We start from the raw sequence: 25,751 nt of genomic DNA, 5'->3' as shown, positions 1-25,751 counted from the left end.
TTCTCCATGGGCCAGGACATCGCCTTTACCTTCGGCGGCAACGTGGTCCATGTGTTCAGCAAGGAAAACGGCAAGAATCTGGAAGCCTGAATTGGATAATAAGAAGAACCACCCGCGACGCTGCGGGTGGTTCTTTTCGTGTATCAGCGGTTCAGCTCCTTGTGAATGGCCTTTGCCAGCAGCTCCTGGCCCTCCTTGGAGCGGAGGACTTCCAGCACCGTATCCCGGACCATGGTCTGGAAGGATTTGCTTTTCAGCAGGGCGCTGAATACAGCACCGTCCTCGCTGCCGCCGGAGGACTGGACTACTACGGGCCGTGTCACAGGCCGGGGCGGGGGAGGGGGATCGTCGTCGGGGACCGCACCGTTGAGCCAGGAATCCATGGTGGTGGGGTCATCGGTCTCACCCTTCAGATAGGCCAGGGAGACGCCGAAGTAGGTGGCCAGCTTTTGCTGCTGGTCCTGGGTGGGTGTCTGGCGGCCGGTTTCGAATTTTTCAACCGCCATCCGGGGAAGCCCAAGAGTGGCGGAGAGAGCGGGGCGACTGAGCCCCTTTTGGGTACGAAGCGCTTCAATGCGCTGGGCAATGGTGACCATGGTTCTATTCCTCCTGTGTCAGGTTTGCTGCCGGTCCGGCAGGAAGCAGAGCTGTCCTGTCTGACGGCTGGCGTTCAGGTCGATCAGACGCTGGTTGCGGCTTCCACGGAACCTCAGGGAGATGTCCTTCAATTCCTCCACAAAGCGGCCGTCCACCAGAACATCCAGCAGGGACAGTATCTCCTCCGTGGCCTCGCATTGGCAGTGGGTGCCGGAGGTGGTCAGCTCCTCGTAGGTGAAGCCGCTGAAAGCCCAGATGTTTTTCTCCGGATAGGATGCCCGGACCCGGCGGAGGAAGGGGAGAAGGGCCTTTTGGTTCTCAGGCTCGAAGGGCTCGCCTCCCAGGAGCGTCAGGCCGTTGATATAGGAAGGGGCCAGCATGTCCAGAATGAGGTCCTCCGTCTCCCGGGTGAAAGGCTGGCCGTAGGTAAAGTCCCAGGTCTGGGGCTGGAAGCAGTTTTTGCAGTGGTTGGTGCAGCCGGAGACGAACAGTGTCACCCGGACGCCCTCGCCGTTGGCAATGTCGCAGTTCTTCAGTTCTCCGTAGTACATGGCAGATTCCTTTCCGCCGGAGGTGCCGGCTGGGTGGGCTTTGTCCACTCTTATTATAGCATGCTGCCGCCCGGATGCAAGAGCCGTTGAAAGAGTGATTGTATGGGCCTATAACGAACGATATAAAAATGGGGGTTTGTGTAAAAAAATTAAAAAAATGGTTGCAATAGCAAACAGTTTGTTCTATTATTAACAATGGAATTGACCTCCACTACGGTGCTTCGCCTGCATCGCAATGGGGGCCTTGTTTGTGGAAGAATTCATACGACAAAAGGGAGAAGTGCCAATGAACAATGATCTGACGCGGGCGGAAGAGATCATCGAAAGCTACGGGTGCGACCAGTCGAATCTCATCGCCATTATGCAGGAGATCCAGGGGGAGTACAAGTATCTCAGTGAAGAGGCGTTGACTCTGGTGGCGGAGAAGCTGGGAATCAGTACGGCCAAGGTGTACAGTGTGGCTACCTTCTATGAGAATTTCTCTTTGGAGGCCAAGGGCAAGTACATCATCAAGGTGTGCGCCGGAACAGCCTGTCATGTGCGGAAATCCGGCCCCATCTATGACGCGATCCGTGATTACCTGGGCCTGACGGGAAAGAAGAAGACCTCCGCCGACGGCCTGTTTACATTGGAGACCGTGGCCTGCCTGGGCGCCTGCGGATTGGCGCCGGTTATGACCATCGACGGTGAGGTCCATGCCAAGATGACCCCTGAGGCGGCCCTGGCACTGCTGGAAGACATCCGGAAAAAGGAGGAGGCTGCCGTATGAGAAACAGAGCAAAAATGACACGTGACAGCTTTCATGTGTTTCAGGCTAATGCCAGGAACGCCCTGAAGCAGAGTGAGCAGGTCACCTCCGTCCTGATCTGCGCCGGTACCGGCTGCATTGCCGGCGGCGCCATGAAGATTTACGATAACATCAAGTCTGAGTGTGAGAAGCGGGGATTGCCGGTATATGTGGGTCTGAAGCATGACACCGACGAGGAGAAGAGCCTCCACGTGAAGATGAGCGGCTGCCACGGCTTCTGCGAGATGGGCCCTCTGGTCCACATCGAGCCCATGGGCGTCATGTACATCCACGTGAAGCCCGAGGACTGCCACGAGATCATTGAAAAGACCGTTCTGGGCGGCGAGATCATCGACCGCCTGGTGTACCACCTGGACGGCGTGGCCTACCCCCGCCAGGAGGATATTCCTTTCTATAAGCGGCAGCACCGGGTGGTGCTGGAGAACTGCGGCCGCAGTGACGCCGAGGATATCGAGGAGTACATCGCCAAGGGCGGCTATTCCGGTTTTGAAAAGGCCCTGTTCGAGATGACCGGCGAGGAGATCTGCAAGACCATCACTGACTCCGGCCTCCGGGGCCGCGGTGGCGGCGGTTTCCCCGCGGGCCGCAAGTGGGAAGGAGCCCGGAAGCAGAAGTCTCCCAAGAAGTACATCGTCTGCAACGGTGACGAGGGCGACCCCGGCGCCTTTATGGACCGCTCCATCATGGAGGGCAACCCCCACAGCGTGCTGGAGGGCATGATGATTGCCGGCCTGGCCGTGGGCAGCGACGAGGGCTATATCTACGTCCGCGCCGAGTATCCCCTGGCCGTCAGCCGCCTGAAGGCTGCCATCGCCAAGGCGGAGGAATACGGCCTGCTGGGCGACCATATCATGGGCAGCGATTTCAGCTTCCGCATTCATGTGAACCGGGGCGCCGGCGCCTTCGTCTGCGGCGAGGGCAGCGCTCTGACCGCCTCCATCGAGGGCAACCGGGGCATGCCCCGTGTCAAGCCGCCCCGCACCATTGAGCACGGCCTCTGGGCGGAGCCCACGGTGCTGAACAACGTGGAGACCTTCGCCAATGTGCCCCTGATCATCCGCAACGGCGTGGACTGGTATCACTCCATCGGCACCAAGACCAGCCCCGGCACCAAGGCGTTTGCCCTGACCGGCAACGTGGTGAACACGGGCCTCATCGAGGTCCCCATGGGCACCACCATCCGGGAAGTGGTGTTTGACATCGGTGGCGGTATCCGCAACGGCAAGAAGTTCAAGGCCGTCCAGATCGGCGGTCCCTCCGGCGGCGCCACCACTGCCAGCAAGGAGCACCTGGACCTGCCCCTGGACTTCGACTCCCTCAAGGGTATCGGCGCCATGATCGGCTCCGGCGGCCTGGTGGTCATGGACGAGGACACCTGCATGGTGGAGACCGCCCGGTTCTTTATGGAGTTCACCCAAAAGGAGTCCTGCGGCAAGTGCGTTCCCTGCCGGGAGGGCACCAAGCGGATGCTGGAGATCCTGAACCGCATCATCGACAACAAGGGCACAATGGAAGACCTGGACCTGCTGGAGGAGTTGGCGGACACCATCAGCTCCACCGCCCTGTGCGGTCTGGGCCAGAGCGCCTGCAAGCCTGTCCAGAGCACCCTGAAATACTTCCGCAATGAGTATCTGGCCCATGTGGTGGACCATCACTGCCCCATCTGCAACAAGGAAAAGCCCCACCCCACCATTGTGGCGGACAAGTGCAAGGGCTGCGGCAAGTGCCGGAAGAACTGCCCCATGGAGGCAATCGATGGCGCTGTGAAGAAGGTCCATACCATCGACCCGGAGAAGTGCATCAACTGCGGCGCCTGTGTGAGCAACTGCCCCTTCGGCGCCATCGAAGCGGCAAAGGAGGGCTGACCTATGGCAAAGGGAATCATGTATATCGACGGCCAGCGGGTGCCTTTCGACGGGGAGAAAAACGTTCTGGCGGTCATTCGCAAAGCGGGCATCGACATGCCCACCTTCTGTTACTATTCGGAGCTGTCCACCTTCGGCGCCTGCCGGATGTGCGTGGTGGAGGACGAAAAGGGCAAGATCGACGCCTCTTGCGCCATGGAGCCCCGGGATGGCATGAAGATCCGCACCAATACGACACGGCTGCTGAAGCACCGGCGGATGATCCTGGAGCTGATGCTGGCTTCCCACTGCCGGGACTGTACCGTCTGCGAGAAGAACGGCGTCTGCCGCCTGCAGGAGCTGGCACTGCGTTTCGGCGTCCGAAAGGTTCGCTTCCCGGATACCCGGCCCCACTACGAGCTGGACGATTCTTCACCCGCCGTGGTCCGGGACCCCAACAAGTGCATCCTCTGCGGCGACTGTATCCGGGTCTGCGACGAGATGCAGGGCATGGGCATCCTGAACTTTGCCCACCGGGGAAGTGACCTGGTGGTGAGTCCTGCCTTTGACCGGAAACTCAGCGACACCAACTGCATCAGCTGTGGCCAGTGTGCGGCCGCCTGTCCCACCGGTGCTATTACGATTTACAACGAGATCGGCCGCGCCTGGCGAGCGCTCCACAACCCGGACAAGCGGGTGGTGGTCCAGATCGCTCCCGCTGTCCGTGTGGCCGTGGGCGAGGCCTTCGGCCTGGCTCCCGGCGTCAACGCCATTGACAAGCTGGTGACGGCGCTGAAGATGATGGGTGCGGAAGAAGTATACGACACCAACTTCGGCGCGGACCTGACGGTCATGGAGGAGTCCGCTGAATTCCTGGAGCGGCTGAAGAAGGGCGGACCTTTCCCCATGTTCACCAGCTGCTGTCCGGCCTGGATCAAGTATCTGGAGAAGGAGAATCCCAAATACCTGAAAAACGTCTCCACCTGCAAGTCTCCCATGCAGATGTTCGCCGCCGTCCTGAAGGATCAATATGCCAAGAAGGACGCAGAGGACGGCATGACCACCTTCCATATCGCTATCATGCCCTGCACCGCAAAGAAGATGGAGGCACAGCGGGAGGAGTTCCAGCGGGACGGCAAGCCTGATGTGGACCTGGTGCTGACCACCCAGGAGATCATCAATATGATCAAGGAGTCCGGCATCCGCTTTGCGGAGCTGGAGGGAGAGGCCCCTGATCTTCCCTTCGGCATGGGTACCGGCGCCGCTACCATCTTTGGTACTACCGGCGGTGTGGCGGAGGCTGTGGCCCGCCGGGTGGTGGAGGACAAGTCCAAGAACACCCTCCAGGCCATCCAGTTCTCCGGCCTCCGGGGCAGCGACGTGATCCGTGAGGTGTCCCTGCCTGTGGGCGACCGGGTCCTGCAGATCGCCGTGGTCCACGGCCTGGTGAATGCCAAGAAGCTGCTCAAGGACATCGAGGAGGGCACCGCCTATTACGACCTGGTGGAGGTCATGACCTGTAAGACCGGCTGTGTGGGCGGCGCAGGTCAGCCCTACGGCCTGATCCCTGTGAAGCAGCAGCGGGCTGAGGGTCTGTACGAAGCCGACCGGGCGGCGCTCATCAAGCGCTCCGAGCGGAACCCCATCGTCACCGAGCTGCTGCATGAAATGGGCGAACAGCGGGCCCACGAGCTGCTGCACGTCCACTACAAGCAGAAATAAACACATCCCCAGCATATTTGCTGAAAAAGCCCCGGGCTATTGCCCGGGGCTTTTTGCTGGCTTTTGGTTGTTTCGGCAGAGCGGGTGTGGTACAATACAGACTTGCAAATCTACAACAGAAGGAGTATCAGCATGAAATTGAAGAAGAGCGCACTGCTGGCAGCTGTCATGGCCCTGTGCCTGCTGTGTGGCTGTGGGCAGAAGCAGGAGGCGGAGGCTACCAAGGAGACGGAACCTGAGACCGCCGACGCAGAGCAGAAGGTGACCGCCTATGCGGATATTGCCGTCCGGGACTATGGGACCATCACCGTGGCACTGTGCGGCGAAGCGGCTCCGGAGACGGTGGAGAATTTTATTACGCTGGCAAAGGACGGTTTTTATGACGGCCTGACCTTCCACCGCATCATGGAAGGCTTCATGATGCAGGGCGGCGATCCCAACGGCAACGGCACCGGCGGCAGTGACCGGACCATTACCGGCGAGTTTTCCGCCAACGGCATCGGGAATCCCCTGTCCCACACCAGGGGCGCCATCTCCATGGCCCGGGCGCAGCCTTTCGACAGCGCCAGCTCCCAGTTCTTCATCGTCCATGAGGACAGCACCTTTCTGGACGGCCAGTATGCCGCCTTTGGCTATGTGACCGAGGGCATGGATGTGGTGGATCAGGTCTGCAAAGAGGCAAAACCTGTGGACAATAACGGCACCATTCCGGCGGAGGCCCAGCCGGTGATCGACTCCATTACCATCCGGGAAGCATAAAATAAAAATGAGGTCATCCCTTGGGATGACCTCATTTTTATACTGTTTACAGGTGCAGGACCCGGTCGCGGATCTCCTGGGTACGGCCCTGGTTCCAGAACTGGGTGCCGATGTAGCCGCAGGTACGGCGGGCCACATTCATCTTGCTCTGATCGGTGTTGCCGCACTTGGGACATTTCCAGACCAGCTTGCCGTTTTCCTCAGAAATCTGGATCTCGCCGTCCCAGCCGCAGACCTGACAGTAATCGCTCTTGGTGTTCAGCTCGGCGTAGATGATGTTGTCGTAGATGAACTTCATCACCTGCAGGACCGCGGGGATGTTGTTCTGCATATCGGGCACTTCCACGTAGCTGATAGCACCGCCGGGGGAGAGGTGCTGGAACTGGGCTTCGAACTTCAGCTTGGTGAAGGCGTCGATCTCCTCCGTGACGTGGACGTGGTAGCTGTTGGTGATATAGCCCTTGTCGGTGATGCCGGGGATGATGCCGAAGCGTTTCTGCAGGCACTTGGCAAACTTGTAGGTGGTGGACTCCAACGGGGTGCCGTACAGGGAGTAGTCGATGTTCTCCGCCGTCTTCCACTCCTTGCACTTGTCGTTCATCTTCTGCATGATGCTCAGGGCGAAGGGAGTGGCCTCCGGGTCGGTGTGGCTCTTGCCGGTCATGTACTTCACGCACTCATAGAGACCGGCGTAGCCCAGGGAGATGGTGGAGTAGCCGTCGTAGAGCAGCTTGTCGATGACCTCACCCTTCTCCAGACGGGCCAGAGCGCCGTACTGCCACAGGATGGGGGCCACGTCGGAGACGGTGCCTTTCAGGCGCTCATGGCGGCAGCGCAGGGCCCGGTGGCACAGCTCCAGCCGTTCTTCAAAGATGCTCCAGAACTTCTCTGTGTTGCCGCCGGAGGAGAGCGCTACATCCGGCAGGTTGATGGTGACCACGCCCTGGTTGAAGCGGCCGTAGTACTTGTGCTTGCCCGGCTCGTAGTTGCCGGCGTTGGCGATGTTGCCGATGCCGGCGTCGGTGAAGCGGTCGGGGGTCAGGAAGGAGCGGCAGCCCATGCAGGTGTACACGTCGCCCTTCAGCTCCAGCATCTTCTTCTCGGAGATGTAGTCAGGCACCATGCGGCGGGCGGTGCACTTGGCGGCCAGCTCCGTCAGATACCAGTAGGGGGCGCCCTCGTGGATGTTGTCCTCCTCCAGCACATAGATGAGCTTGGGGAAGGCGGGAGTGATCCACACGCCGTCCTCGTTCTTGACGCCCTGGTAGCGCTGCTCCAGCGTCTCCTCGATGATGAGGGCCAAGTCCTTCTTCTCCTGCTCGTTCTTGGCCTCGCCCAGATACATGAACACAGTCACGAAGGGGGCCTGTCCGTTGGTGGTCAGCAGGGTCAGCACCTGATACTGGATGGTCTGGACGCCACGGCGGACCTCGTCCCGCAGACGGGCCTCCACCAGCTCGGAGAGCTTCTCCTCGCCGGGGTCGATACCGATGGCAGCCATCTCCTGCTCCACAACTCTCCGCAGCTTCTTCCGGCTCACGTCCACAAAGGGAGCCAGATGGGCCAGAGAGATTGACTGGCCGCCGTACTGGTTGGAGGCCACCTGGGCGATGATCTGGGTGGCGATGTTGCAGGCGGTGGAGAAGCTGTGGGGGCGCTCAATGAGCGTGCCGGTGATGACAGTGCCGTTCTGGAGCATGTCCTCCAGATTCACCAGGTCGCAGTTGTGCATGTGCTGAGCATAGTAGTCGGAGTCGTGGAAATGGATGATACCCTCCCGGTGGGCCTCCACGATGTCGGGAGGCAGCAGCAGGCGCTCACTGAGGTCACGGGAGACCTCACCGGCCATATAGTCCCGCTGGGTGGAGTTGACGATGGGGTTCTTGTTGGAGTTCTCCTGCTTGGCCTCCTCGTTGCAGCACTCAATCAGGCTCAGGATCTTCTCGTCAGTGGTGTTGCTCTTGCGGACCAGGGAGCGGGTATAGCGGTAGGTGACATAATTCTTGGCCACCTCATAGGCACCATGGGCCATGATCTGATACTCCACCAGGTCCTGAATCTCCTCCACAGAGGGAGCGCGGTTCATTTTCAGGCAGCTCAGCTCCACGAATTCCGCGATGCGCTGCAGCTGCAGGGGGGTCATGCGGGCCTTCTCATCCACGCTGGCGTTGGCCTTGCTGATGGCTGCCACGATCTTTTCAATATCAAAAACGACCTCGGTCCCGTTTCTCTTGATGACGTTCATGCTGCTTCCTCCATATCGTGTTCGGGCGGCCGGGCCGCACCATATCTATTGCAGTGAGCTCATTATACTACACAATATATGGATATACGAGTGGCAAATGCGACTAAATATAGAAAAATTTTTGTGGGTTCCATCAATAGACAGATAAAAGGATACCGGCGCGGGAGAGGCTCCCGCGCCGGTATCCTTTGGAAAGGGGATGGAAAAAACAGGGGATGTCATCAGCCGTTGACAGAGGCGGCGATGGCGTCGGCGATGGCGTCCAGATCGGGAAGGTTCTGGCCGTGGAGGGCGGAGGACAGAGTCAGACCTTCGTCCAGGATGGTCATGTTCTTCATACCCTCCAGGCACTCCCGCATGAGACCGCCGGAGCGGGGAGCCCAGGAGCCATTCTCCAGAATGGCACAGGTGCGCTTCTGCAGGTTCAGGGCCTTCATGTCCGCCAGGAAGTTGTGCATGGGCGGAAAGATGCCCAGGTTGTAAGTGACAGAGGCCAGAACCAGATGGCTGTATTTGAAGAGATCGGAGATCAGGTAGCTGACATGGGTGCTGGAAACATCATACAGCCGGGTGTTGGTGACGCCCCGGTCCGCCAGCTTGGAGGCCAGCACTTCGGCGGCGGTCTCCGTGTTGCCGTACATGGAGGCGTAGACGATCATGACGCCCTTTTCCTCCGGCTCGTAGGTGCTCCAGTGGACGTATTTGTCGATGATGTAGCCAAGGTCCTTCCGCCACACGGGACCGTGGAGGGGGCAGATGTACTGAATATCCAGATTGGAGGCCTTCTTCAGCAGGGCCTGCACCTGGGGACCGTATTTGCCCACGATGTTGGTGTAGTAGCGGCGGGCGTCATCCAGCCACTCCCGGTCAAAGTCAAACTCGTCGGCAAAGAGCTTGCCGTCCAGAGCCCGGAAGGAGCCGAAGGCGTCGGCGGAGAAGAGGACGCCGTTGGTGGTGTCGAAGGACACCATGGCCTCGGGCCAGTGGACCATGGGGGCCATGGCGAAGACGACGGTGTGCTTGCCGAAGCAGCGGCTGTCGCCCTCCCGGACTTCCTCCACCTGATCAGCTTCCAGGGGGTAGCCGAACTGGCGCAGCAAAATGACCGCCTTGGGGGTGGTGATGATCTTCACTTGGGGCCAGCGCAGCAGGATCTCCTCAATGGAGGAGGCGTGGTCCGGCTCCACATGGTTGATGACCAGATAGTCCAGGGGACGGCCGTCCAGGACCGCTTTCACGTTTTCAATGAACTGACGGCCCACAGCCCAGTCGGCGGTGTCAAACAGGACGGTTTTTTCGTCCAGAAGCAGATAGGAGTTGTAGCTGACGCCGTGGTAGAGGGGATGGATATTCTCAAACAGGGACAGACGATGGTCATTGGCACCTACCCAATACAGGTCGTCAGTGACTTTACGGACATTGTACATGGTGAAACCTCCTTGTATATTCAGGCGGATGCCTTAAACTTGGATTTCGATGAACTGGCCGGGCTCCTCGCCGCAGTGGGGGCAGACCCAGCCTTCCGGCAGGTCCTTGAAGGAGGTGCCGGGCTTGACGTCGTTTTCGGGATCGCCCTTGAGCACATCGTACTCGTAGCCGCAGCCGTTGCAGACATACAGGGCCCTGGGCTGAGAGACCTTCTTGGGCGTAGCCCGCTTCATCTTCTTCATGGGGGGCGCCGGCTGTTTTTCACCGGTGTCCAGCGCCGCTGTCAGCAGAGGCAGGATTTCATTCACATCACCCACGATGCCGTAGTCGCAGTTCTTGAAAATACGGGCGCCCGGGTCGATGTTGATAGCCACAATGGTGGAGGCATCCTTGATGCCCTTCAAATGCTGACCGGCACCGGAGATGCCGCAGGCAATGTACAGGTTGCCCTTGAACTTCTGGCCAGACATGCCCACATAGCGGTCAAGGGGGACGTAATGAAGGGTCTCGGCCACGGGACGGCTGGAGCCAATGGCGGCGCCGGCGGCCTTGGCCAGGTCTTCAATGAGCTTCATGTTCTCTCTTTCACCGATGCCCTTGCCGGCGCTGACTACCCGCTCCGCCTGAGAGATGGGGGTGTCCATGGGGATGCCCACGGTGAAGTCGTGGCCGTCCTTCTTCAACGCTGCCACCAGAGCATCCACACGCTCCTGGGCGGTGCCGTCCTTCAGGATCTGCTTCTTGCGCTCGCCGGTCTCGGGGCCGCGCTTCTGAGCGGGGGCGGGGTCCGCCTTGCCGGCCTTGCCCAGGATGTGGGAGGCGATGACCACCCGCTGGATCTCATTGGTGCCCTCGTAAATGGTGGTGATCTTGGCGTCGCGGTAGAACCGCTCTACCTCCATGCCCTTCAGATAGCCGGTGCCGCCGAAGATCTGGAGAGCGTCATTGGTGACCTCCAGGGCGATGTCAGAGGCGTACTGCTTGGCCATGGCGGACTCCATGCCGTAGGGAGCATGCTCCTGCTTCAGGTCCGCAGCGCTGTACACCAGCAGGCGGGCGCAGCGGAGCTTGGTGGCCATGTCAGCGATCTTGAAGGCGATGACCTGCTGCTGGCAGATGGGACGGCCAAACTGGACGCGCTCCTTGGAATATTCCACCGCCGCCTCGAAGGCGCCCTGGGCGATGCCCAGCGCCTGAGCCGCGATACCGATGCGGCCGCCGTCCAGCGTACTCATGGCAATCTTGAAGCCCTGGCCCTCCTTGCCCAGCAGGTTCTCCTTGGGAATCTTCACATTGTTGAAGTTCAGCTGGCAGGTGGCGGAGGACCGGATACCCATTTTATCGTAATGGGGCTCAAAGGTGAAGCCCTCCCAGCCCTTTTCCACAATGAAAGCGGAGATACCCCGGGTGCCGATATCGGGCGTGGTGACGGCAAAGACCACATAGGTGTCCGCCTCGCCGCCGTTGGTGATGAAGATTTTCTCACCGTTCAGCAGCCAGTGGTCGCCCATGTCCACGGCGGTGGTCTCGGTGCCGCCGGCATCGGAACCGGCGTTGGGCTCCGTCAGGCCGAAAGCGCCCACCTTGCGGCCGGAGCACAGGTCGGGCAGATACTTCATCTTCTGCTCCTCGGTGCCGAAGGCGTAGATGGGATAGGTGCCCAGGGAGGTGTGGGCAGAGAGAATGACGCCGGTGCCGCCGTCCACCCGGGAGAGTTCCTCCACGGCGATGGCATAGCTGAGGGCGTCCAGTCCGGCGCCGCCGTACTTGGCCTCATAGGGGATGCCCATCAGTCCAAGCTCGCCCATCTTTTTCACAGCTTCTGTGGGGAAGCGGTTCTCCTGGTCCAGCAGGAAGGCGATGGGCTTCACTTCCGCCTCTGCAAAGGCACGTACCTTTGCCCGCAGTTCTTCATGTGCCTGTGTGGTCTGATACATCATCGTAGAGTTCCTCCTTTTCAGATTCCGGGCTGCACTGCGTCCCCCGGGAAGGTATTTACAATTTCAGTATAAAATGGTATGCAGTCATGTAAAGTGATATTTGCAACATACGGATTGCTTTTGGAGAACACCATAATCACACAGGAAAATATTTGGATATTTTGCCGAAAACAAGAAGCGAATTTTGCATTCAAATGTGCAGAATATCATAAATTCCGCGGGCAACACCGTTCTGATCGTGGCGGGCTGTCACGTACCGGGCGGCGGAGCGGCAGGCGGGCGTGGCGTTTTCCACGGCGATGCCGCAGCCCACATAGGTGAGCATGTCCGCATCGTTGTCCCCGTCGCCGAAGGCGGCCACCTGGGCAGGGGAGAGCCCCAGCAGCTCCGCCACAAAGCGGACGCCGCTGTGCTTTCCGGCGTTCCGGTGGGAAATTTCAATGAGCTGGGGCACAGAGGAGGTGACGTAGATGTCCGGTACGGTCCTGCGCAGCAGGTCCTCCGTCCGGGCCTTCAGCTCCGGGGCCCCGGTGATCAGATCCAGGCTGTCCAGCTGGTCGCAGTGGCCCAGGATGAAGCCCCGGATGTCAGCCTCCGGATGCCGGGTGGTCTGGATATAGCGGATGGCCCGGGGAGCGGCCCCGTGGGCCACCGGGTCCTGCACATATCCGGCGTCGGCGTAGGCCACACCGTCGAGAAAGGCCTCGTAGGTCAGGGGCAGGTCCGCCGTGCGGGCCATGATCTCCCGGACAGAATGGGGCTCCAGCATATATCCGATCATGCGGCACCCGGTGGGAATGTGGTAGACAGCGGCGCCGTTGGAGGTGATGGCGTATTCGATACCCGGGACTGCCAGAACATCGGCAGGAAGAGAGTCGAAGGACCGACCACTGGCAATCATGATGTGGACACCTTTGCCAATGGCATACTCCAGGGCCTGTCGGTTTTCCTCTGACAGGCGGCCCTCCCGGTCCAGGGTGGTCATGTCCAGGTCCAGAGCAATACATTTGATGTCCATGGGCGGTCCTCCTTATGCGCCGGGAGTTGTTTTGCGGCGTGTGTACCGCCGGCGGAAGTCCTTGCGGGGCTTGGAAGCCTTGCAGGGAATGGACTTGGCGCGGATGGCGCTGTCGAATTCCCGCAGCAGGGCGGGAGTCACCTCCGGTACCGCCAGACGTCCCTGCCACTGGCCGCTCTCTGTGGGGGACAGGCTCAGGCGGCAGAGAAAGCTGCCGTGGGCCTTGCAGCGAAAGTCCGAAAGGTAGGTGTCCGGCTGTTCCGAGTACCAGCGCCGGACCCACACCGCCTCGCCGCACAGGGGACAGTGGGGCCGGCGGCAGCCCCGGCCGTTGAGAGCAGCCTGGAGAGAGCCGTAGGGCCCTGCCTGCAGATCCGGCTGAGGCGGAAAGGCAGGTGTGTTCTGCAGACGGCGGATCTCCTTGGGCAGGGCCAGCAGCATCATGGCTTCGCTGTCGATCCAGGCGCTGACTATGGCGGTGTAAACGGCGTCGTTTAAGGCGTTGTGGAAGGTGAAGGAATCGGGAATCCCGCAGTATTCCGCCGCCCGGTACAGCGCCAGGCCCTGACTGGTCCCCAGCCGCAGGGAGAAGGCCATTTGCAGGTCGATGAGCTGGGAGGGGGTGGGGGCCGGGACCTTCCAGAAGTCACAGTTCTGCCGCAGGACCTCAAAGTCGTCACCGCCCCAGTCGGCAAACACAGTGTCCTCGTCGCACCAGTCCGTAAAGGCCCGCAGGGCGGTGGGAAAGTCGTAGGGGGAATGCAGAGCGGAGTCCAGCTCCGGCAGGAGCTTGGCCGTCCGGTTCAGCTTTTTATGGACGCAGGGGTGGACAAAGACGCTGAAGGTATCCTGGATCATTCCGCCCAGCCTGTCCAGCCGCACGGCGCCGATCTGCAAAATCTCTTCCAGCGGCGTCTTGTCGTAGCCGCGGTTCCATTCCAGGTCTAATATGATCATGTACGGTACCAAATCTCTTTCTGATCTTAATTTTTACAACAGGGCTATTTTAGCACGGTTGAAGAAGCCTTGCAATGTGTGATACTATATTACATGAAATGGAAAAAGACGAGAGGTGCTTTATGATGGATCAGAATATTTCCCGGCAGCTGCTGACCTTTCTGGACGCCAGCCCCAGCTGCTATCACGCGGCAGCCAATGCGGCGGCGGAACTGCTGGCGGCGGGCTATACCCGACTCTATGAAGGGGAGCCCTGGCATCTGGCGGAGGGCGGCCGGTATTTTACCCTGCGGGGGGATTCCAGCCTGATCGCTTTTCGCATCCCCTGCCGGGACTTCCGGGGCTTTATGATCGCCGCCGGACACAGCGATTCCCCCACCTTCAAGGTGCGGGAGACGGCGGAGGTCTCCTCTGCCGGAAACTGTCTGCGGCTCAGCGTGGAGCCCTACGGCGGCATGGTGATGCGCTCCTGGCTGGACCGGCCCCTGTCGGTGGCGGGCCGGGTCATGGTGCGGGAGAAGGGCAAAGTGGTCTCCCGACTGGTGAATGTGGACCGGGACCTGCTGGTGATCCCCGGCATGGCCATCCACATGGACCGGGAGGTCAACAAGGGCACGGCCCTGAAGGCCAACGTGGATCTGCTGCCTCTGTTCGCCTGTGGAAAGGAGCCGGGGGCCTTCCGCCGCCTGATCGTCGAGGAAGCAGGAGTGGAGGAAGCAGACCTGCTGACCACGGACCTGTTCCTGTATCCCCGGACCAGGGGCACCCTGACAGGAGTCCATGAGGAATTCGTGGCCTCCGCCCGGCTGGATGACCTGCAATGTGTGTTCGGCTGCCTCCGGGGCTTTTTGGCGGCGGAGGACAGCAGCAGCGTGCCGGTGCTGGCAGTCTTCAACAACGAGGAGGTGGGCAGCGGCACCCGGCAGGGGGCTGATTCTACTTTCCTGACGGATGTGCTGCGGCGCGTCAATGGCGCTATGGGCCGGGGAGAGGAGGACTGGATGATAGCAGTGGCCAACAGCTTCCTGGTGTCGGCAGACAATGCCCACGCGGTCCATCCCGCCCATCCGGAGTACGCGGACCCCAGTGAGGCCCCGGTGCTGAACGGCGGCATTGTCCTGAAGTACAACGCCAGCCAGCGCTATACCACGGACGCCCTGTCCGCGGCGGTGTTCAGTCAGATTTGCCATGAGACCGGAGTGCCGGTCCAGCGGTACAGCAACCGTGCGGACCTGCCGGGAGGGTCCACCCTGGGCAACATCAGCACCGCCCATCTGTCCATTCCCAGCGTGGACATCGGCCTGCCCCAGCTGGCCATGCACAGCGCGTACGAGGTGGCGGGCACCAAGGATACGGAGTATCTGGTGCGGGCCATGACGACCTATTTTGGCAGGAGCTTCCGCGTGGGACCGGAGGGCATCCAAATTTAAGATAAGATTTACAAAAGCCGGCAAAACTGCCGGCTTTTGTCATTGATTTGTTACACACTGCAAGAGCGGTGCGTGATATGATGGTGCTAGAAAAAAGGAGGCGCCTATGAGAGACTACCAGCGGGAACTGGATACGCTGCGGGAGCTGGAGTTGGGGACTCTGCGGACAGAGCGTGACGAGCTGGTGCGGAAGGCGCGAGAAGGGAGAGTCCTAGCTGCAAGAACAGCTGGGGCAGCGCTCCTTCAACTGGTATAGCTTTGGTGGATGACGAAGTTGTTCAGGAAAAATATCCATTGTGAATGAGTAGGTGTAAAGGTATGAGACTTTATTTCAAACAACGTTTTTTCAGCTGGTTCGACAGCTATGATATCTACGATGAGGCGGGAAATGTGGTCTACACGGTGGAGGGAAAGCTCTCCTGGGGACACTGTTTGCACATCCTGGATGCCTCCGGAAATCATATCGGCACGGTGCAGGAGCGGGTGCTGACATTCCTGCCCAAGTTTGAGATGTACATGGGGGAGCAGTACGTGGGCTGCATCCAGAAGGCCTTTACCTTCTTCACGCCCCGGTTTGATATCGACTGCAACGGCTGGCAGGTGCAGGGCAGCTTTATGGAGTGGGACTACGAGGTGACGGAGCCCTGCGGCGCCCTGGTGGCCCGTATCACCAAGGAACTATTCAACTGGACGGACACCTATGTCATCGACGTGGCGAACCCCATGGATGCCCTGGCGGTGCTGATGCTGGTGCTGGCCATTGACGCGGAGAAGTGTTCCAGAAATTAAAAAAATCAGGCGCGGTAAGCGCCTGATTTTTTTATCTTGGGAAAAGGGCTTCCAGGGAGGTACCTTTTGCCAGCTCCGATGCCAGAGTCAGAGCGACGGTACGGTCGGGAGGACCGCTGACAAGAAAACGGCCGGTTTCCGGGTCGAAGCTGCCTGTGACGGTGCCGTCGTTGTGCTCAGTGGATTCCAGAATCAGTCCGACGAAGCGGGTCCAGTCCCGGTCTGCCAACATGGAAAAGGTATTCCGGGTGATTGCCTGGCCGCTGGGATCGTTGAAATTCATATTGAAATAACTGTCGGAACGGATGGGGAATTGGACGTAAGCCGACCAGCCTTCCTGGGCGGTCTCCCAGTCGCTGACGGCAAAGGTGCCTTCGAAGGTTCCACGGCCCAGAAGATTGCGGGTATCGTAGCCCCGGATGGTGATGGTATGCTCTACGGCATAGTCCGGCTCATTGAAGCGGTACTCTGTGGCGATCAGAGTCGTGTCGATTTTCCGGCTGCCCGGAAAGCACAGGGTCAGCACGGCCAAAAGCAGCAGAACGGCACAGGTGATCAGGATGACGTGGAATCGCCTTTTCATATCATACCTCGTTTTCTCCGGAATCCTCCTGGGCCAACTCGTCTTTGGCCTGCTGGAGGACCTTTTTCTCCGCCTTTGTCTTTAGCTGAGACTCGTCAAATTTGGCGAACATGTCCGGGCGGCGGCGCATGGTGCGCTTGTAGCTCTCCTTCTTTCGCCAGGCCGCCACCTTGCCGTGGTCGCCGGAGAGGAGAATTTCGGGCACCTGCCGTCCGTGCCACTCGGCGGGGCGGGAGTACTGGGGATACTCCAGTAGGCCGTTCCAGTGGGATTCCTCCTCGAAGCACTCCGCGTCGGGGAGCACGCCGGGCACCATGCGGCACACCGCGTCCGCCACCGCCATAGCGGGGATCTCGCCGCCGGTGAGGACAAAGTCGCCCATGCTGATCTCCTCATCCACGCACTCGTCAATGAACCGCTGGTCGATACCCTCATAGTGGCCGCAGACCAAAATGAGATGGTCGTAGTGCTCCTTCAACTCCCGGGCCACGTCCTGGTTGAAGGTCCGGCCGCAGGGGGACATGAAGATGGTGCGCCCGGGGCCGTAGGTCTCCACGATGTGGGCCCAGCAACGGTACAGAGGGTCCGCCTGCATGACAGCGCCCCGGCCGCCGCCGTAGGGATAGTCGTCCACCTGCATCTGCTTGTTGGTGGTGTACTCCCGGATCTGGTGGCTGCGGATGGCAATATAGCCCCGCTCAATGGCCCGGCCCAAGATGCTGACGTGCAGCATGGCGTCCACGGAGTCGGGGAACAGGGTCATGATGTCAATGTTCATCGGTGGCCAGTCCCTCCCACAGATGGATCTCCATGCGGTTCTTGTCCAGGTCCACGGAGCGGATGAAGGCGTCCTTCACCGCCGGGACCAGGTACTCCTTTTCGCCCTTCACCGTATAGACCTTGCTGGCGGGGTAGGTCTCCACCTGCTTGATCTCCCCCAGCAGGGCGCCGGTGGCCTCGTCGTAGACTTCTACGCCCAGCAGCTCGTCGTCGAAGTACTCGCCCTCGGGCAGATGGGCGTCCTCCCGGCGGATGTAAAGGACTTTATCTTTCAAGGTAAGAGCGGCGTTCATGTCATCCACACCGGGAAATTTCATCAGCACCAGGCTCTTGTGGACATGGTTGGCGGTGGGGGTCACGGGCTTGCCGTCGATATAGAAGGTCTTGAATTCCGTCAGAAAATAGGGGTCGCCGTCCCGGGGCTGGACCCGGACCTCGCCACGGATGCCGTGGGCGTTGACGATGCGGCCCACATTGATGGTTTCCAGTTTCATGGAGAATTCTCCTTTTTGTTGATGGAATTAGTATAGCCTGTTTTGGCGGAAAGAGCAAGGGACAGGAACGAAAAGAGGAGGAGTGAAAACTCCTCCTCTTTAGACGAATTAGTCTACAATATCCACGGAAACCTTCACGCCGGTGCGCTGGGCGTAGGAGCGGATCACCGTCCGGATCTCCTTGGCGATACGGCCCTGACGGCCGATCACTTTGCCCATGTCGTCTGGGGCGACGCGCAGCTCCAACGTCAGTTCCTGATCCCCCTGGATCTCCGTGACGGAGACGGCCTCAGGGTCATCTACAAGGTTTCTGGCGATGTAGAGCAGCAAGTCTTTCATGATCCGCCCTCCGGATCAGAGGACTTCCACTTTTTTCAGCAGAGCTCTGACAGTGTCGGTGGGCTGGGCGCCGGACTTGATCCAGGCCTGAGCGCGCTCAGTGTCGATCTTGATCTCGGCGGGAGCCACGCAGGGATTGTAAGTGCCGATCTCCTCAATGAAGCGGCCGTCGCGGGGGAAACGGGAGTCGGCCACCACAACGCGGTAGAAAGGAGCCTTCTTGGCGCCCATGCGGCGCAGTCTGATCTTAACCATGATTTGTACCTCCAAAAATGTTATATAGTTTGATGATTTATCTATAAATGCGGGTGCATCTATATCTTAGTTAAAACGTTTCTTGCGGCCAAAGCCGTGCATCCGGCCACCTATGCCGCCCATACCGGGCATCCGGCCCTTGCTCATCTGCTTGACCATCTGCTGCATCATGTCGAACTGCTTCAGCAGCCGGTTCACATCCACCACTTCCAGACCGCAGCCCGCGGCAATGCGCTTCTTGCGGCTGGCGTTCAGGATCTGGGGATGCTCCCGCTCCAGGGGGGTCATGGAGAGGATGATGGCCTCGGTGTGGGCCATGACCTTTTCGTCAATGGTGGCGCCCTGCATCTGGCGGCCCAAGTTGCCGGGCATCATGCCCGCCAGCTGGCTCAGGTCGCCCATGCCCCGCAGCTGCTGGAGCTGGTCGTAATAGTCCTGGAGGGTGAAGCGATTTTTTCGCAGCTTTTCCTCCAGCTTGGCGGCCTGCTTTTCGTCGTAGGCCGCCTCGGCCTTTTCGATGAAAGACAGCACGTCGCCCATGCCCAGGATCCGGGACGCCATGCGGTCCGGGTGGAAGGGTTCGATCATATCCAGCTTCTCGCCGGTACCCACGAATTTGATGGGCTTTCCGGTAGTGGCCCGGATGGAGAGGGCGGCACCGCCGCGGGCGTCACCGTCCAGCTTGGTGAGGATGACGCCGTCGATGCCAAGGGCTTCGTCGAATGCACCCGCCGCGTTGACCGCGTCCTGGCCGGTCATAGCGTCCACCACCAGCAGGATCTCGTTGGGGTGGACCGTGGCCTTCATCCGCTTCAGCTCGTCCATGAGGGTTTCGTCCACATGGAGGCGTCCGGCGGTATCCAGGAACACCAGGTCATTGCCGTGGTCCCTGGCGTGGCGAAGGGCGTTCTGCGCGATCTCAACAGGGTCGCCCTGGCCCTGCTCAAACACAGGGATATTCAGCTGTTCGCCCACGACCTTCAACTGCTCGATGGCAGCGGGACGATACACGTCGCAGGCTGCCAGCAGGGGACGGTTGCTGTACTGGCGGCGCATGAGACCGGCCAGCTTGGCGGTGGTGGTGGTCTTACCGGCGCCCTGAAGGCCCACCATCATGACCACCGTGGGGCCGTTATTGGCCCGGGTCAGCTTGGAATTGGTGCCGCCCATCAGATTCGTCAGCTCTTCGTTGACGATCTTGACCACCTGCTGGGCGGGAGTCAGGCTGTCCAGCACATCGGTGCCGATGGCCCGCTCCGTGACGGTGGCCACGAATTCCTTGACCACCTTGTAGCTGACGTCGGCTTCCAAAAGGGCAAGGCGGACCTCCCGCATGGCCTCCCGGACGTCGTTTTCCGTCAGGCGGCCCTTGCCGCGAAGACGCTTGAACGTCGCATTCAGTTTTTCAGAAAGTCCTTCAAATGCCATGATTTAATCCTTCAGAGCCGCCAGCTGGGTGTTGATCTGCTGGACCAGCTCGGCCAGCCGGGGGTTTTCGTACTGCCGGTAGTTGATGGTTTCCACTTCCGCGGCAGCGGCTTCAATGGCGTCCAGGTGAGGCCGCTGGGCCTCGAAACGCTTGATGATGCCGGTCTTGTCCTCAATCTCCTGCATGGCGGCCTCCGCCCGGACGATGACATCCCGGACGCCCTGACGGGAGATGCCCGCGTTTTCCGCGATCTCCGCCAGAGAGAGGTCCTCATTGTAATAGAGGTCAAAGAATTCCTTCTGCCGTTCCGTGAGGAGTTCTCCGTAAAAATCGAAGAGCATGGTCATGCGATACGTCTGATTTTTCATGGGTCGCTCCTTCCTGTAAAGTCCTATACCTTTACAACGACAATTAGTTTACAGGAATTTGGGCAAAAAGTCAAGGGGAAAAACAGAAGAAATCTGCGGAAAACTCAAAAAAATTCAGCCTCTTTACAGCGCAACAGCATCTGGAAGTATTTGGGCAGTTTTTCAACGGATTTGAAGGCCGCTCTTGCGCGAAGGGACGGGGTGGGCTATACTGGAAAAAACGCCGCCGGGGGCGGCATGTGTGAAAACAGGAGGAAACAAGTATGTTTGCCGATTTCTTTTTGGCACGTCTGGGGCGGGAGAGTCTCATCGCTGCCGATGACACCTGGGCGCTGCTGGCACTGCTGATGGTGTCCGTGGCCCTGGCCATCTGGCTGGAGCAGAAGTACATGTGGGCTTCCAAGATCTCCGGCGCCATCATCGCCCTGCTGATCGCCCTGGCGGCTTCCAACTTCAGCATCATCCCCACCAGCTGTGTGCTGTATGACGACATCGTCTGGGGCTATGCGGTGCCTCTGGGTATCCCCCTGCTGCTCCTGCAGTGCAACATGAAGAAGATCTGGAAAGAGACCGGGCGGATGATGGTGATCTTCCTGATCGGCGCCGTGGGCACCGTGGTGGGTGCGTTCGCCGCCTACGGGCTGCTGCATCCCTTTATTCCCGGCCTGGAGGGCGTGGCTGCCATGATGACCGGGTCTTACATCGGCGGCGGCGTTAACTTCGCCGCCCTGGCGGCAGAGTTTGAGGTGGGCGAGATCAAGGCCGCCGCCACTGTGGCGGACAACCTGCTGATGGCCCTGTATTTCTTTGCCCTCATTTTTATTGCGGGCATGAAGTTTTTCCGCAGCCATTTCACCCATCCCCACATCGACGCCGTGGCGGAGAACGGTGCGCTGGAGGAATCCCAGACCCAGGCGGCGGCCTACTGGAGCCGGAAGGATATCTCCCTGAAGGACATCGCCATGAACTTCGCCTATTCCGTGGCGGTGGTGTTCGCGGCCAAGCTGATCGCGGCCTTTATCGGCGGACTGATCCCTGATACCGGCGTGGTTCTCCACATGCTGCATACCTTCTTCGGCAGTGAATATGTATGGATCACCACCGTTTCCATGGCCTGCGCAACCTTCGGCGAAAAGCAGGTGGCGAAGCTCAGCGGCTCCCAGGAGATCGGCACATACCTCATCTACCTGTTCCTGTTCGTCATCGGCGTGCCCGCCTCCATCTCCAAGATTATTCAGGAGACGCCCCTGCTGCTAGTCTTCACCGGCATCATGGTGCTGGTGAACATGCTGTTCTGCTTTGTGGGCGGCAAGCTGCTGCGCTTTGATCTGGAGGACATCATCCTGGCCTCCAACGCCAACATCGGCGGTCCCACCACCGCCGCCGGTATGGCCATCTCCCAGGGCTGGAGCGCCCTGGTGGGGCCTGTCATGCTGGTGGGCACCTTCGGCTATGTGATCGGCACCTACCTGGGCATCCTGGTGGGCGGCATTTTGCTGACGTAAGCGCGAAAGGGAGCTTTCCATGATTTTTGACGGACATTCCGACCTGCTGTACGATGTGACCCGCCGGCGGCTGGCGGGGGAGAAGCATGTGCTGGAGCGGCGCCACCTGAGAAATTTAGAGGCGGGCGGTGTGGAGGGTCTGATGCTGGCCCTGTGGGTCAGCGCGGACAGCTTCTGGAAGAAGGTCCCGGAGGCCACAGACCACCGGGCCCGGACGGAGATCATGCTGCTGTGTATGAAAGCCGAGCTGGCGGAGTGTCCCTGGCTGACCATGGTCCGCACCCCGGCGGAGGCGGAGGATACCAAAGCGGCGGGGAAGAAGTACGCCTTCCTGGCCGTGGAGGGGATGGATGCCATGGGGGATGACCTGGGAGCCATCGACCGCTATGGGGACCTGGGAGTCCGCATCGGGATGCTGACCTGGAACGGGGAGAACCTGCTGGCGACTGGCGCCGGGGGAGACCCCTATTCCGGTCTGACGGAGTTGGGGCGGCGAGCTGTCCGCCGGATGGAGGACCGGAACATTCTGGTGGATGTGTCCCACCTCAACGACGGGGGCTTCCGGGATGTGATGAAGATGGCGGAAGGTCCGGTGATCGCCTCCCACTCCAATTGCCGTGCCTTGTGCGATGTGCGGCGGAACCTGACCGACGACCAGCTCCGGGCCATCCGGGACACCGGCGGCATCGTGGGGCTGAATGTCCACCACGCCTTTGTCCACACGGACCGGGAGCGGCAGACGGCGGAGATGCTGGCCCGTCACGCCGCCCACATGGCGGAGGTCATGGGGGTGGAGCACGTGGCCTGCGGCTTCGACTTCTGCGAATACTTTGGCCCTGGGAACGAGGGGGTCGATGGCCTGGAGAACTGCTCCCAGATCGGGAACCTGTTCTACTGGCTGGAAAAGCTGGGAATGAACGAACAGGAACGGAACATGATCGCAAGAGAGAACTTTTTGCGGGTCCTGGCGTAAACAGACCGGGGCGGGAAAAACCTCCCGCCCCGGTTCTTTGGCTTTCAACGGGACTTGTTCACAAAATAGAATTTGAAATATATGGAGAGATATACTATAATAATGTCTACTGAATAAACCGCTTTGCGGTTTATTCGTGCGGCGCCCGCCGCATAATTCTATCAAAGGGGCAGTTTTCAGCCCGTTTGATAGAATTCAGACATTGTTTCAATGTGTATTTCCGTTGGTGCGGTATACCGCACCAACGGAACGTGCAAGTATTTTGTGCGATCCTGCGCAAAATCCTTGCACTTGAACAAAGCTGATTAGCCTTGTAAGCTTTGGCTTTCAAGGCTTACAGCTTTGTTCGGTACGCATTATAATATATCCTGTATTGTCATACACAAAAGGAGTGAGACCTTGGAAGTGACCAGAAAACAACTGGCGGACGGGGTATATCTCACCTGTTTGCCGGCGAGAAAGTTCAAGACCAGCCTGTTGTCGGCCCAGTTTGTGACGCCGCTCCGGAAGGAGACGGCGGCGGGCTGCGCGCTGCTGCCGGCTGTTTTGCGGCGGGGCACCGTGACGTACCCCGACATGGGGAGCCTGGCCGCCCGACTGGACAGGCTGTACGGCGCCCGCATTGACTATACGGTCCGCAAGAAGGGCGAGAACCAGTGCGTGGGCTTTGTGGCCAGCTTCATCGACGACAGCTTTACCCCCGGCGGGGAAAAGCTGCTGGAGCCGGTGGCAGATCTGCTGGGAGAGCTGGTGTGTGACCCGGCTACCCGCCACGGCCGCTTTGTGCCCGCCTATTTTGAAAGTGAAAAGACCAACCTGATCGACGCCATCCGCAGCCTGATCAACGACAAGCGGGACTACGCCGACAGCCGCCTCCTGCGGGAGATGTGCGCCGGGGAGCCCTACGGCGTGCCCAGACTGGGAGATGAGATGGAGGCGGAGCGGCTGCAGCCCAAGAAGCTGTACGCCCTTTATAAAGAACTGATCTCCACGGCCCGGCTGGAGCTGTTTTACAGCGGCAGTGCCGACAGGCGGCGGGTGGAGCAGGCTTTGCTGTCCGCCTTTTCCGCCCTGCCCCGGGATGTGGTCCGGGACATCGCCGTCCCCCGGGACCATGTGGCCCGGCAGGAGGTGCTGCGGATCGAGGAGGCCATGGATGTGACCCAGGGCAAACTGGGTATGGGCTTCTCCTGCGGCAGTGATGACACTGTTGCCCTGCTGATGGGCAACACCCTCTTCGGCGGCAGCAGCAATTCCAAGCTGTTTTTGAACGTGCGGGAGAAGCTGTCCCTGTGCTATTACGCTTCCTCCCTGTACCACCGGCAGAAGGGGCTTATCACCGTCTCCTCCGGCATCGAGTTCGACAAGTTCCAGCAGGCCTATGATGAGATCCTGGCCCAGCTGGAGGCTGTCCGGAAGGGCGACCTGGAGGACTGGGAGCTGGAGGGCGCCAAGAGCACCCTACTGAACGCCTACGCCTCCATGGGAGACTCCCAGGGCAAGCTGGAGAACTTCTATCTGGGCCAGGCGGCCACCGGCCAGAGCGAGACGCCGGAGATGCTGGCCCAACAGGTGCGGGAGGTCACCCCGGAGCGCATTTTTGAAGCCATGGGCACTGTTACCCTGGACACCGTGTACTTCCTGAAGGGAAAGGAGGCGGCGGAATGAAACAGAGCTTTTACAAGCGCATCGGCGAGTCTGTCTACCGGGAGACGCTGCCCAACGGCCTGCAGGTTTGTGTGGTGCCCAAGCCCGGCTACGCAAAAAAGTACGCCTTCTTCGCCACCCGCTACGGCGGCATGGACACCCGCTTCTGCCTGAACGGCAAGTGGCTGGACACCCCGGCGGGCATTGCCCACTATCTGGAGCACAAGATGTTCGACACCAAGGAGGGAAATGCCCTCCAGGAGCTGGCGAAAAACGGCGCGGAGCCCAACGCCTTCACCTCCAACGCCATGACGGGCTACTATTTCGACTCCACGGACCACTTTGAGGAGAATCTGGAAATCCTGCTGTCCTTTGTGTCCATTCCCTATTTCACGGAGGAGAGCGTGGCCAAGGAGCAGGGCATCATCGGCCAGGAGATCCGCATGATCGAGGACAACCCCGACTGGCAGATCTACACCCGGATGCTGGAATGCCTGTACAGCAGCAGCCCCGCCCGCACCAGCATTGCCGGTACGGTGGAAAGCATCTCCCACATTACGGCGGAGACTCTCTACGACTGCCACAAGGCTTTTTACACCCCGTCCAACATGATCCTGACGGTGGTGGGCGATGTGGACCCGGTCCATGTGGTGGACCTGGCCCGCCGCATCCTGCCCCGGGAGGGCGGCCCCGTCATTCCCCGGGACTACGGCGAGGAACCGGAGACCGTGGCCCAGGCGGAGACCAGCCGCACCATGGAGGTCTCCTGCCCTCAGTTCCTGGCGGGCTTCAAATGCCGCCCTGCCGGAGACGGGGAGGACTATATGCGTCTGGCGGTGATCGGCGATATCGCCTGCGATATCCTGCTGGGGGATTCCAGCCCCTTGTATCTGCGGCTGTACGACCAGGGTCTCATCAACACCAGCTTCGGCGGCAGCTTCGAGATGATGCCCGGTATTGCCTACCTGTACGCCGGCGGCGACAGCAAGGACGCCCGGACTGTGGCGGCGGAAATTCAGAAAGAGGCGGACCGCCTGGTGCGGGAGGGCATCGACGAGGCCTTCTACCAGCAGGTGACCCGGGCCGCCTTCGGTTCCAACCTGCGGGGCCTTAACTCCTTCGAGAACATTGCCGTCTCCCTGACGGAGGGCTATTTCCACGGATACGACCCCTTCCGGTTTCCGGAGGTATTCGATTCCATCACCAAGGAGGATGTGACTGCCTTCCTGCGGGACAACATCCGGGCGGAGCGCATGGTCCTCAGTGAGATCGTGCCGCCCCAGGCATAAG

Annotated in this window: 25 protein-coding genes; 11 read left to right on the top strand and 14 right to left on the bottom strand. The window is 60.1% G+C overall.

The annotated features are described in order from the left end of the window. Positions 1–143 precede the first annotated feature (143 nt). Positions 144–596 carry a helix-turn-helix domain-containing protein gene (locus JQM66_RS06950; protein ID WP_235229160.1) on the bottom strand — a complete coding sequence of 151 codons (453 nt, stop codon included), beginning with the start codon at positions 594–596 and terminating at the stop codon, positions 144–146. An 18-nt stretch (positions 597–614) separates the two neighbouring features. Continuing rightward, the gene (gene nrdG, locus JQM66_RS06945; protein ID WP_235229159.1) at positions 615–1,148 is read right to left on the bottom strand and encodes an anaerobic ribonucleoside-triphosphate reductase activating protein; all 534 of its coding nucleotides are present in this window, start codon (positions 1,146–1,148) and stop codon (positions 615–617) included. Between the two features lie 286 nt (positions 1,149–1,434). On the opposite strand from nrdG, the gene JQM66_RS06940 reads away from it, so the two are divergent. From JQM66_RS06940 to JQM66_RS06925, 4 genes are all read left to right on the top strand, one after another. Then, a complete protein-coding gene (locus JQM66_RS06940; protein ID WP_235229158.1) occupies positions 1,435–1,917 on the top strand; it encodes an NADH-quinone oxidoreductase subunit NuoE family protein in 483 nt (160 codons plus the stop codon). Between the two features lie 14 nt (positions 1,918–1,931). Further along, entirely contained in the window at positions 1,932–3,821 is a 1,890-nt protein-coding gene (locus JQM66_RS06935) for a (2Fe-2S) ferredoxin domain-containing protein (RefSeq protein WP_235229164.1), read from the top strand. Positions 3,822–3,824: 3 nt separating this feature from the next. Then, the gene (locus JQM66_RS06930) at positions 3,825–5,522 is read left to right on the top strand and encodes a [FeFe] hydrogenase, group A (protein ID WP_235229157.1); all 1,698 of its coding nucleotides are present in this window, start codon (positions 3,825–3,827) and stop codon (positions 5,520–5,522) included. A 132-nt stretch (positions 5,523–5,654) separates the two neighbouring features. Further along, positions 5,655–6,281 (top strand): peptidylprolyl isomerase, encoded by a 627-nt coding sequence (locus JQM66_RS06925; RefSeq protein WP_235229156.1) that lies wholly within the window; start codon positions 5,655–5,657, stop codon positions 6,279–6,281. 46 nt (positions 6,282–6,327) lie between these two features. Here the strand turns inward: JQM66_RS06925 and nrdD are convergent, their stop codons facing one another. The 5 genes from nrdD to JQM66_RS06900 all read right to left on the bottom strand — a co-directional run bounded on the left by nrdD (position 6,328) and on the right by JQM66_RS06900 (position 13,869). Continuing rightward, positions 6,328–8,526, bottom strand: a complete 2,199-nt coding sequence (nrdD, locus tag JQM66_RS06920) for an anaerobic ribonucleoside-triphosphate reductase (RefSeq protein WP_235229155.1) — start codon at positions 8,524–8,526, stop codon at positions 6,328–6,330. Between the two features lie 221 nt (positions 8,527–8,747). Next, positions 8,748–9,953, bottom strand: a complete 1,206-nt coding sequence (locus JQM66_RS06915; protein ID WP_235229154.1) for an FprA family A-type flavoprotein — start codon at positions 9,951–9,953, stop codon at positions 8,748–8,750. 33 nt (positions 9,954–9,986) lie between these two features. Then, positions 9,987–11,894 (bottom strand): acyl-CoA dehydrogenase family protein, encoded by a 1,908-nt coding sequence (locus JQM66_RS06910; protein ID WP_235229153.1) that lies wholly within the window; start codon positions 11,892–11,894, stop codon positions 9,987–9,989. Positions 11,895–12,084: 190 nt separating this feature from the next. Further along, entirely contained in the window at positions 12,085–12,912 is an 828-nt protein-coding gene (locus JQM66_RS06905) for an HAD-IIB family hydrolase (protein ID WP_235229152.1), read from the bottom strand. A 12-nt stretch (positions 12,913–12,924) separates the two neighbouring features. After that, complete coding sequence (locus tag JQM66_RS06900; RefSeq protein ID WP_235229151.1) at positions 12,925–13,869, bottom strand: 3'-5' exonuclease; 945 nt, start codon at positions 13,867–13,869, stop codon at positions 12,925–12,927. Positions 13,870–13,991: 122 nt separating this feature from the next. Here JQM66_RS06900 and JQM66_RS06895 point away from each other — a divergent pair, with 122 nt between their 5' ends. The 3 genes from JQM66_RS06895 to JQM66_RS06885 all read left to right on the top strand — a co-directional run bounded on the left by JQM66_RS06895 (position 13,992) and on the right by JQM66_RS06885 (position 16,088). Beyond that, positions 13,992–15,299, top strand: coding sequence for a M18 family aminopeptidase (locus JQM66_RS06895; protein WP_235229150.1), 1,308 nt, complete (start codon positions 13,992–13,994; stop codon positions 15,297–15,299). Between the two features lie 106 nt (positions 15,300–15,405). Next, the gene (locus JQM66_RS06890; RefSeq protein WP_235229149.1) at positions 15,406–15,555 is read left to right on the top strand and encodes a hypothetical protein; all 150 of its coding nucleotides are present in this window, start codon (positions 15,406–15,408) and stop codon (positions 15,553–15,555) included. 62 nt (positions 15,556–15,617) lie between these two features. After that, on the top strand, positions 15,618–16,088 hold the full coding sequence (locus JQM66_RS06885; RefSeq protein ID WP_235229148.1) for an LURP-one-related/scramblase family protein: 471 nt from the start codon (positions 15,618–15,620) through the stop codon (positions 16,086–16,088). A gap of 31 nt (positions 16,089–16,119) precedes the next feature. Here the strand turns inward: JQM66_RS06885 and JQM66_RS06880 are convergent, their stop codons facing one another. The 7 genes from JQM66_RS06880 to ylxM all read right to left on the bottom strand — a co-directional run bounded on the left by JQM66_RS06880 (position 16,120) and on the right by ylxM (position 20,336). Then, positions 16,120–16,671 (bottom strand): hypothetical protein, encoded by a 552-nt coding sequence (locus tag JQM66_RS06880; protein WP_235229147.1) that lies wholly within the window; start codon positions 16,669–16,671, stop codon positions 16,120–16,122. A 1-nt stretch (position 16,672) separates the two neighbouring features. Then, positions 16,673–17,449: a tRNA (guanosine(37)-N1)-methyltransferase TrmD gene (gene trmD, locus JQM66_RS06875; RefSeq protein WP_235229146.1), complete on the bottom strand. Its 777-nt coding sequence runs from the start codon at positions 17,447–17,449 to the stop codon at positions 16,673–16,675. Next, positions 17,439–17,945 carry a ribosome maturation factor RimM gene (gene rimM, locus JQM66_RS06870; protein ID WP_235229145.1) on the bottom strand — a complete coding sequence of 169 codons (507 nt, stop codon included), beginning with the start codon at positions 17,943–17,945 and terminating at the stop codon, positions 17,439–17,441. The genes trmD and rimM overlap by 11 nt, the downstream gene beginning before the upstream one ends. 108 nt (positions 17,946–18,053) lie before the next feature. Further along, a complete protein-coding gene (locus JQM66_RS06865; protein WP_235229144.1) occupies positions 18,054–18,284 on the bottom strand; it encodes a KH domain-containing protein in 231 nt (76 codons plus the stop codon). Between the two features lie 15 nt (positions 18,285–18,299). Then, positions 18,300–18,542, bottom strand: coding sequence for a 30S ribosomal protein S16 (rpsP, locus tag JQM66_RS06860; protein ID WP_235221068.1), 243 nt, complete (start codon positions 18,540–18,542; stop codon positions 18,300–18,302). A gap of 63 nt (positions 18,543–18,605) precedes the next feature. Further along, positions 18,606–19,967, bottom strand: a complete 1,362-nt coding sequence (gene ffh, locus JQM66_RS06855) for a signal recognition particle protein (protein WP_235229143.1) — start codon at positions 19,965–19,967, stop codon at positions 18,606–18,608. A gap of 3 nt (positions 19,968–19,970) precedes the next feature. Then, the gene (gene ylxM, locus JQM66_RS06850) at positions 19,971–20,336 is read right to left on the bottom strand and encodes a YlxM family DNA-binding protein (protein ID WP_235229142.1); all 366 of its coding nucleotides are present in this window, start codon (positions 20,334–20,336) and stop codon (positions 19,971–19,973) included. Between the two features lie 263 nt (positions 20,337–20,599). Between ylxM and JQM66_RS06845 the strand changes: the two genes are divergently transcribed. The 4 genes from JQM66_RS06845 to yfmH all read left to right on the top strand — a co-directional run bounded on the left by JQM66_RS06845 (position 20,600) and on the right by yfmH (position 25,750). Continuing rightward, positions 20,600–21,841 (top strand): DUF819 family protein, encoded by a 1,242-nt coding sequence (locus JQM66_RS06845; protein ID WP_235229141.1) that lies wholly within the window; start codon positions 20,600–20,602, stop codon positions 21,839–21,841. Between the two features lie 19 nt (positions 21,842–21,860). Beyond that, positions 21,861–22,814 carry a dipeptidase gene (locus JQM66_RS06840; RefSeq protein ID WP_235229140.1) on the top strand — a complete coding sequence of 318 codons (954 nt, stop codon included), beginning with the start codon at positions 21,861–21,863 and terminating at the stop codon, positions 22,812–22,814. Between the two features lie 405 nt (positions 22,815–23,219). Beyond that, on the top strand, positions 23,220–24,482 hold the full coding sequence (gene yfmF / locus JQM66_RS06835; RefSeq protein ID WP_235229163.1) for an EF-P 5-aminopentanol modification-associated protein YfmF: 1,263 nt from the start codon (positions 23,220–23,222) through the stop codon (positions 24,480–24,482). Beyond that, entirely contained in the window at positions 24,479–25,750 is a 1,272-nt protein-coding gene (gene yfmH, locus JQM66_RS06830; RefSeq protein ID WP_235229139.1) for an EF-P 5-aminopentanol modification-associated protein YfmH, read from the top strand. Before yfmF ends, yfmH begins: the two co-directional genes overlap by 4 nt. Position 25,751: the final 1 nt, after the last annotated feature.

It is taken from the genome of Oscillibacter valericigenes (assembly GCF_021531915.1).
Taxonomy (GTDB): domain Bacteria; phylum Bacillota; class Clostridia; order Oscillospirales; family Oscillospiraceae; genus Oscillibacter; species Oscillibacter valericigenes_A.
This window is presented reverse-complemented; position numbering and strand designations above follow the sequence as displayed.

Coding starts and splice junctions, on each gene's coding strand:
- JQM66_RS06880 (WP_235229147.1), bottom strand. CDS start 16,671: ATGAAAAGGCGATTCCACGTCATCCTGATCACCTGTGCCGTTCTGCTG.
- JQM66_RS06845 (WP_235229141.1), top strand. CDS start 20,600: ATGTTTGCCGATTTCTTTTTGGCACGTCTGGGGCGGGAGAGTCTCATC.
- JQM66_RS06900 (WP_235229151.1), bottom strand. CDS start 13,869: ATGATCATATTAGACCTGGAATGGAACCGCGGCTACGACAAGACGCCG.
- JQM66_RS06885 (WP_235229148.1), top strand. CDS start 15,618: ATGAGACTTTATTTCAAACAACGTTTTTTCAGCTGGTTCGACAGCTAT.
- JQM66_RS06890 (WP_235229149.1), top strand. CDS start 15,406: ATGAGAGACTACCAGCGGGAACTGGATACGCTGCGGGAGCTGGAGTTG.
- JQM66_RS06925 (WP_235229156.1), top strand. CDS start 5,655: ATGAAATTGAAGAAGAGCGCACTGCTGGCAGCTGTCATGGCCCTGTGC.
- trmD (WP_235229146.1), bottom strand. CDS start 17,449: ATGAACATTGACATCATGACCCTGTTCCCCGACTCCGTGGACGCCATG.
- JQM66_RS06915 (WP_235229154.1), bottom strand. CDS start 9,953: ATGTACAATGTCCGTAAAGTCACTGACGACCTGTATTGGGTAGGTGCC.
- JQM66_RS06895 (WP_235229150.1), top strand. CDS start 13,992: ATGATGGATCAGAATATTTCCCGGCAGCTGCTGACCTTTCTGGACGCC.
- JQM66_RS06865 (WP_235229144.1), bottom strand. CDS start 18,284: ATGAAAGACTTGCTGCTCTACATCGCCAGAAACCTTGTAGATGACCCT.
- JQM66_RS06935 (WP_235229164.1), top strand. CDS start 1,932: ATGACACGTGACAGCTTTCATGTGTTTCAGGCTAATGCCAGGAACGCC.
- JQM66_RS06930 (WP_235229157.1), top strand. CDS start 3,825: ATGGCAAAGGGAATCATGTATATCGACGGCCAGCGGGTGCCTTTCGAC.
- ffh (WP_235229143.1), bottom strand. CDS start 19,967: ATGGCATTTGAAGGACTTTCTGAAAAACTGAATGCGACGTTCAAGCGT.
- JQM66_RS06840 (WP_235229140.1), top strand. CDS start 21,861: ATGATTTTTGACGGACATTCCGACCTGCTGTACGATGTGACCCGCCGG.
- nrdD (WP_235229155.1), bottom strand. CDS start 8,526: ATGAACGTCATCAAGAGAAACGGGACCGAGGTCGTTTTTGATATTGAA.
- yfmH (WP_235229139.1), top strand. CDS start 24,479: ATGAAACAGAGCTTTTACAAGCGCATCGGCGAGTCTGTCTACCGGGAG.
- rimM (WP_235229145.1), bottom strand. CDS start 17,945: ATGAAACTGGAAACCATCAATGTGGGCCGCATCGTCAACGCCCACGGC.
- JQM66_RS06950 (WP_235229160.1), bottom strand. CDS start 596: ATGGTCACCATTGCCCAGCGCATTGAAGCGCTTCGTACCCAAAAGGGG.
- JQM66_RS06940 (WP_235229158.1), top strand. CDS start 1,435: ATGAACAATGATCTGACGCGGGCGGAAGAGATCATCGAAAGCTACGGG.
- nrdG (WP_235229159.1), bottom strand. CDS start 1,148: ATGTACTACGGAGAACTGAAGAACTGCGACATTGCCAACGGCGAGGGC.
- JQM66_RS06905 (WP_235229152.1), bottom strand. CDS start 12,912: ATGGACATCAAATGTATTGCTCTGGACCTGGACATGACCACCCTGGAC.
- JQM66_RS06910 (WP_235229153.1), bottom strand. CDS start 11,894: ATGATGTATCAGACCACACAGGCACATGAAGAACTGCGGGCAAAGGTA.
- ylxM (WP_235229142.1), bottom strand. CDS start 20,336: ATGAAAAATCAGACGTATCGCATGACCATGCTCTTCGATTTTTACGGA.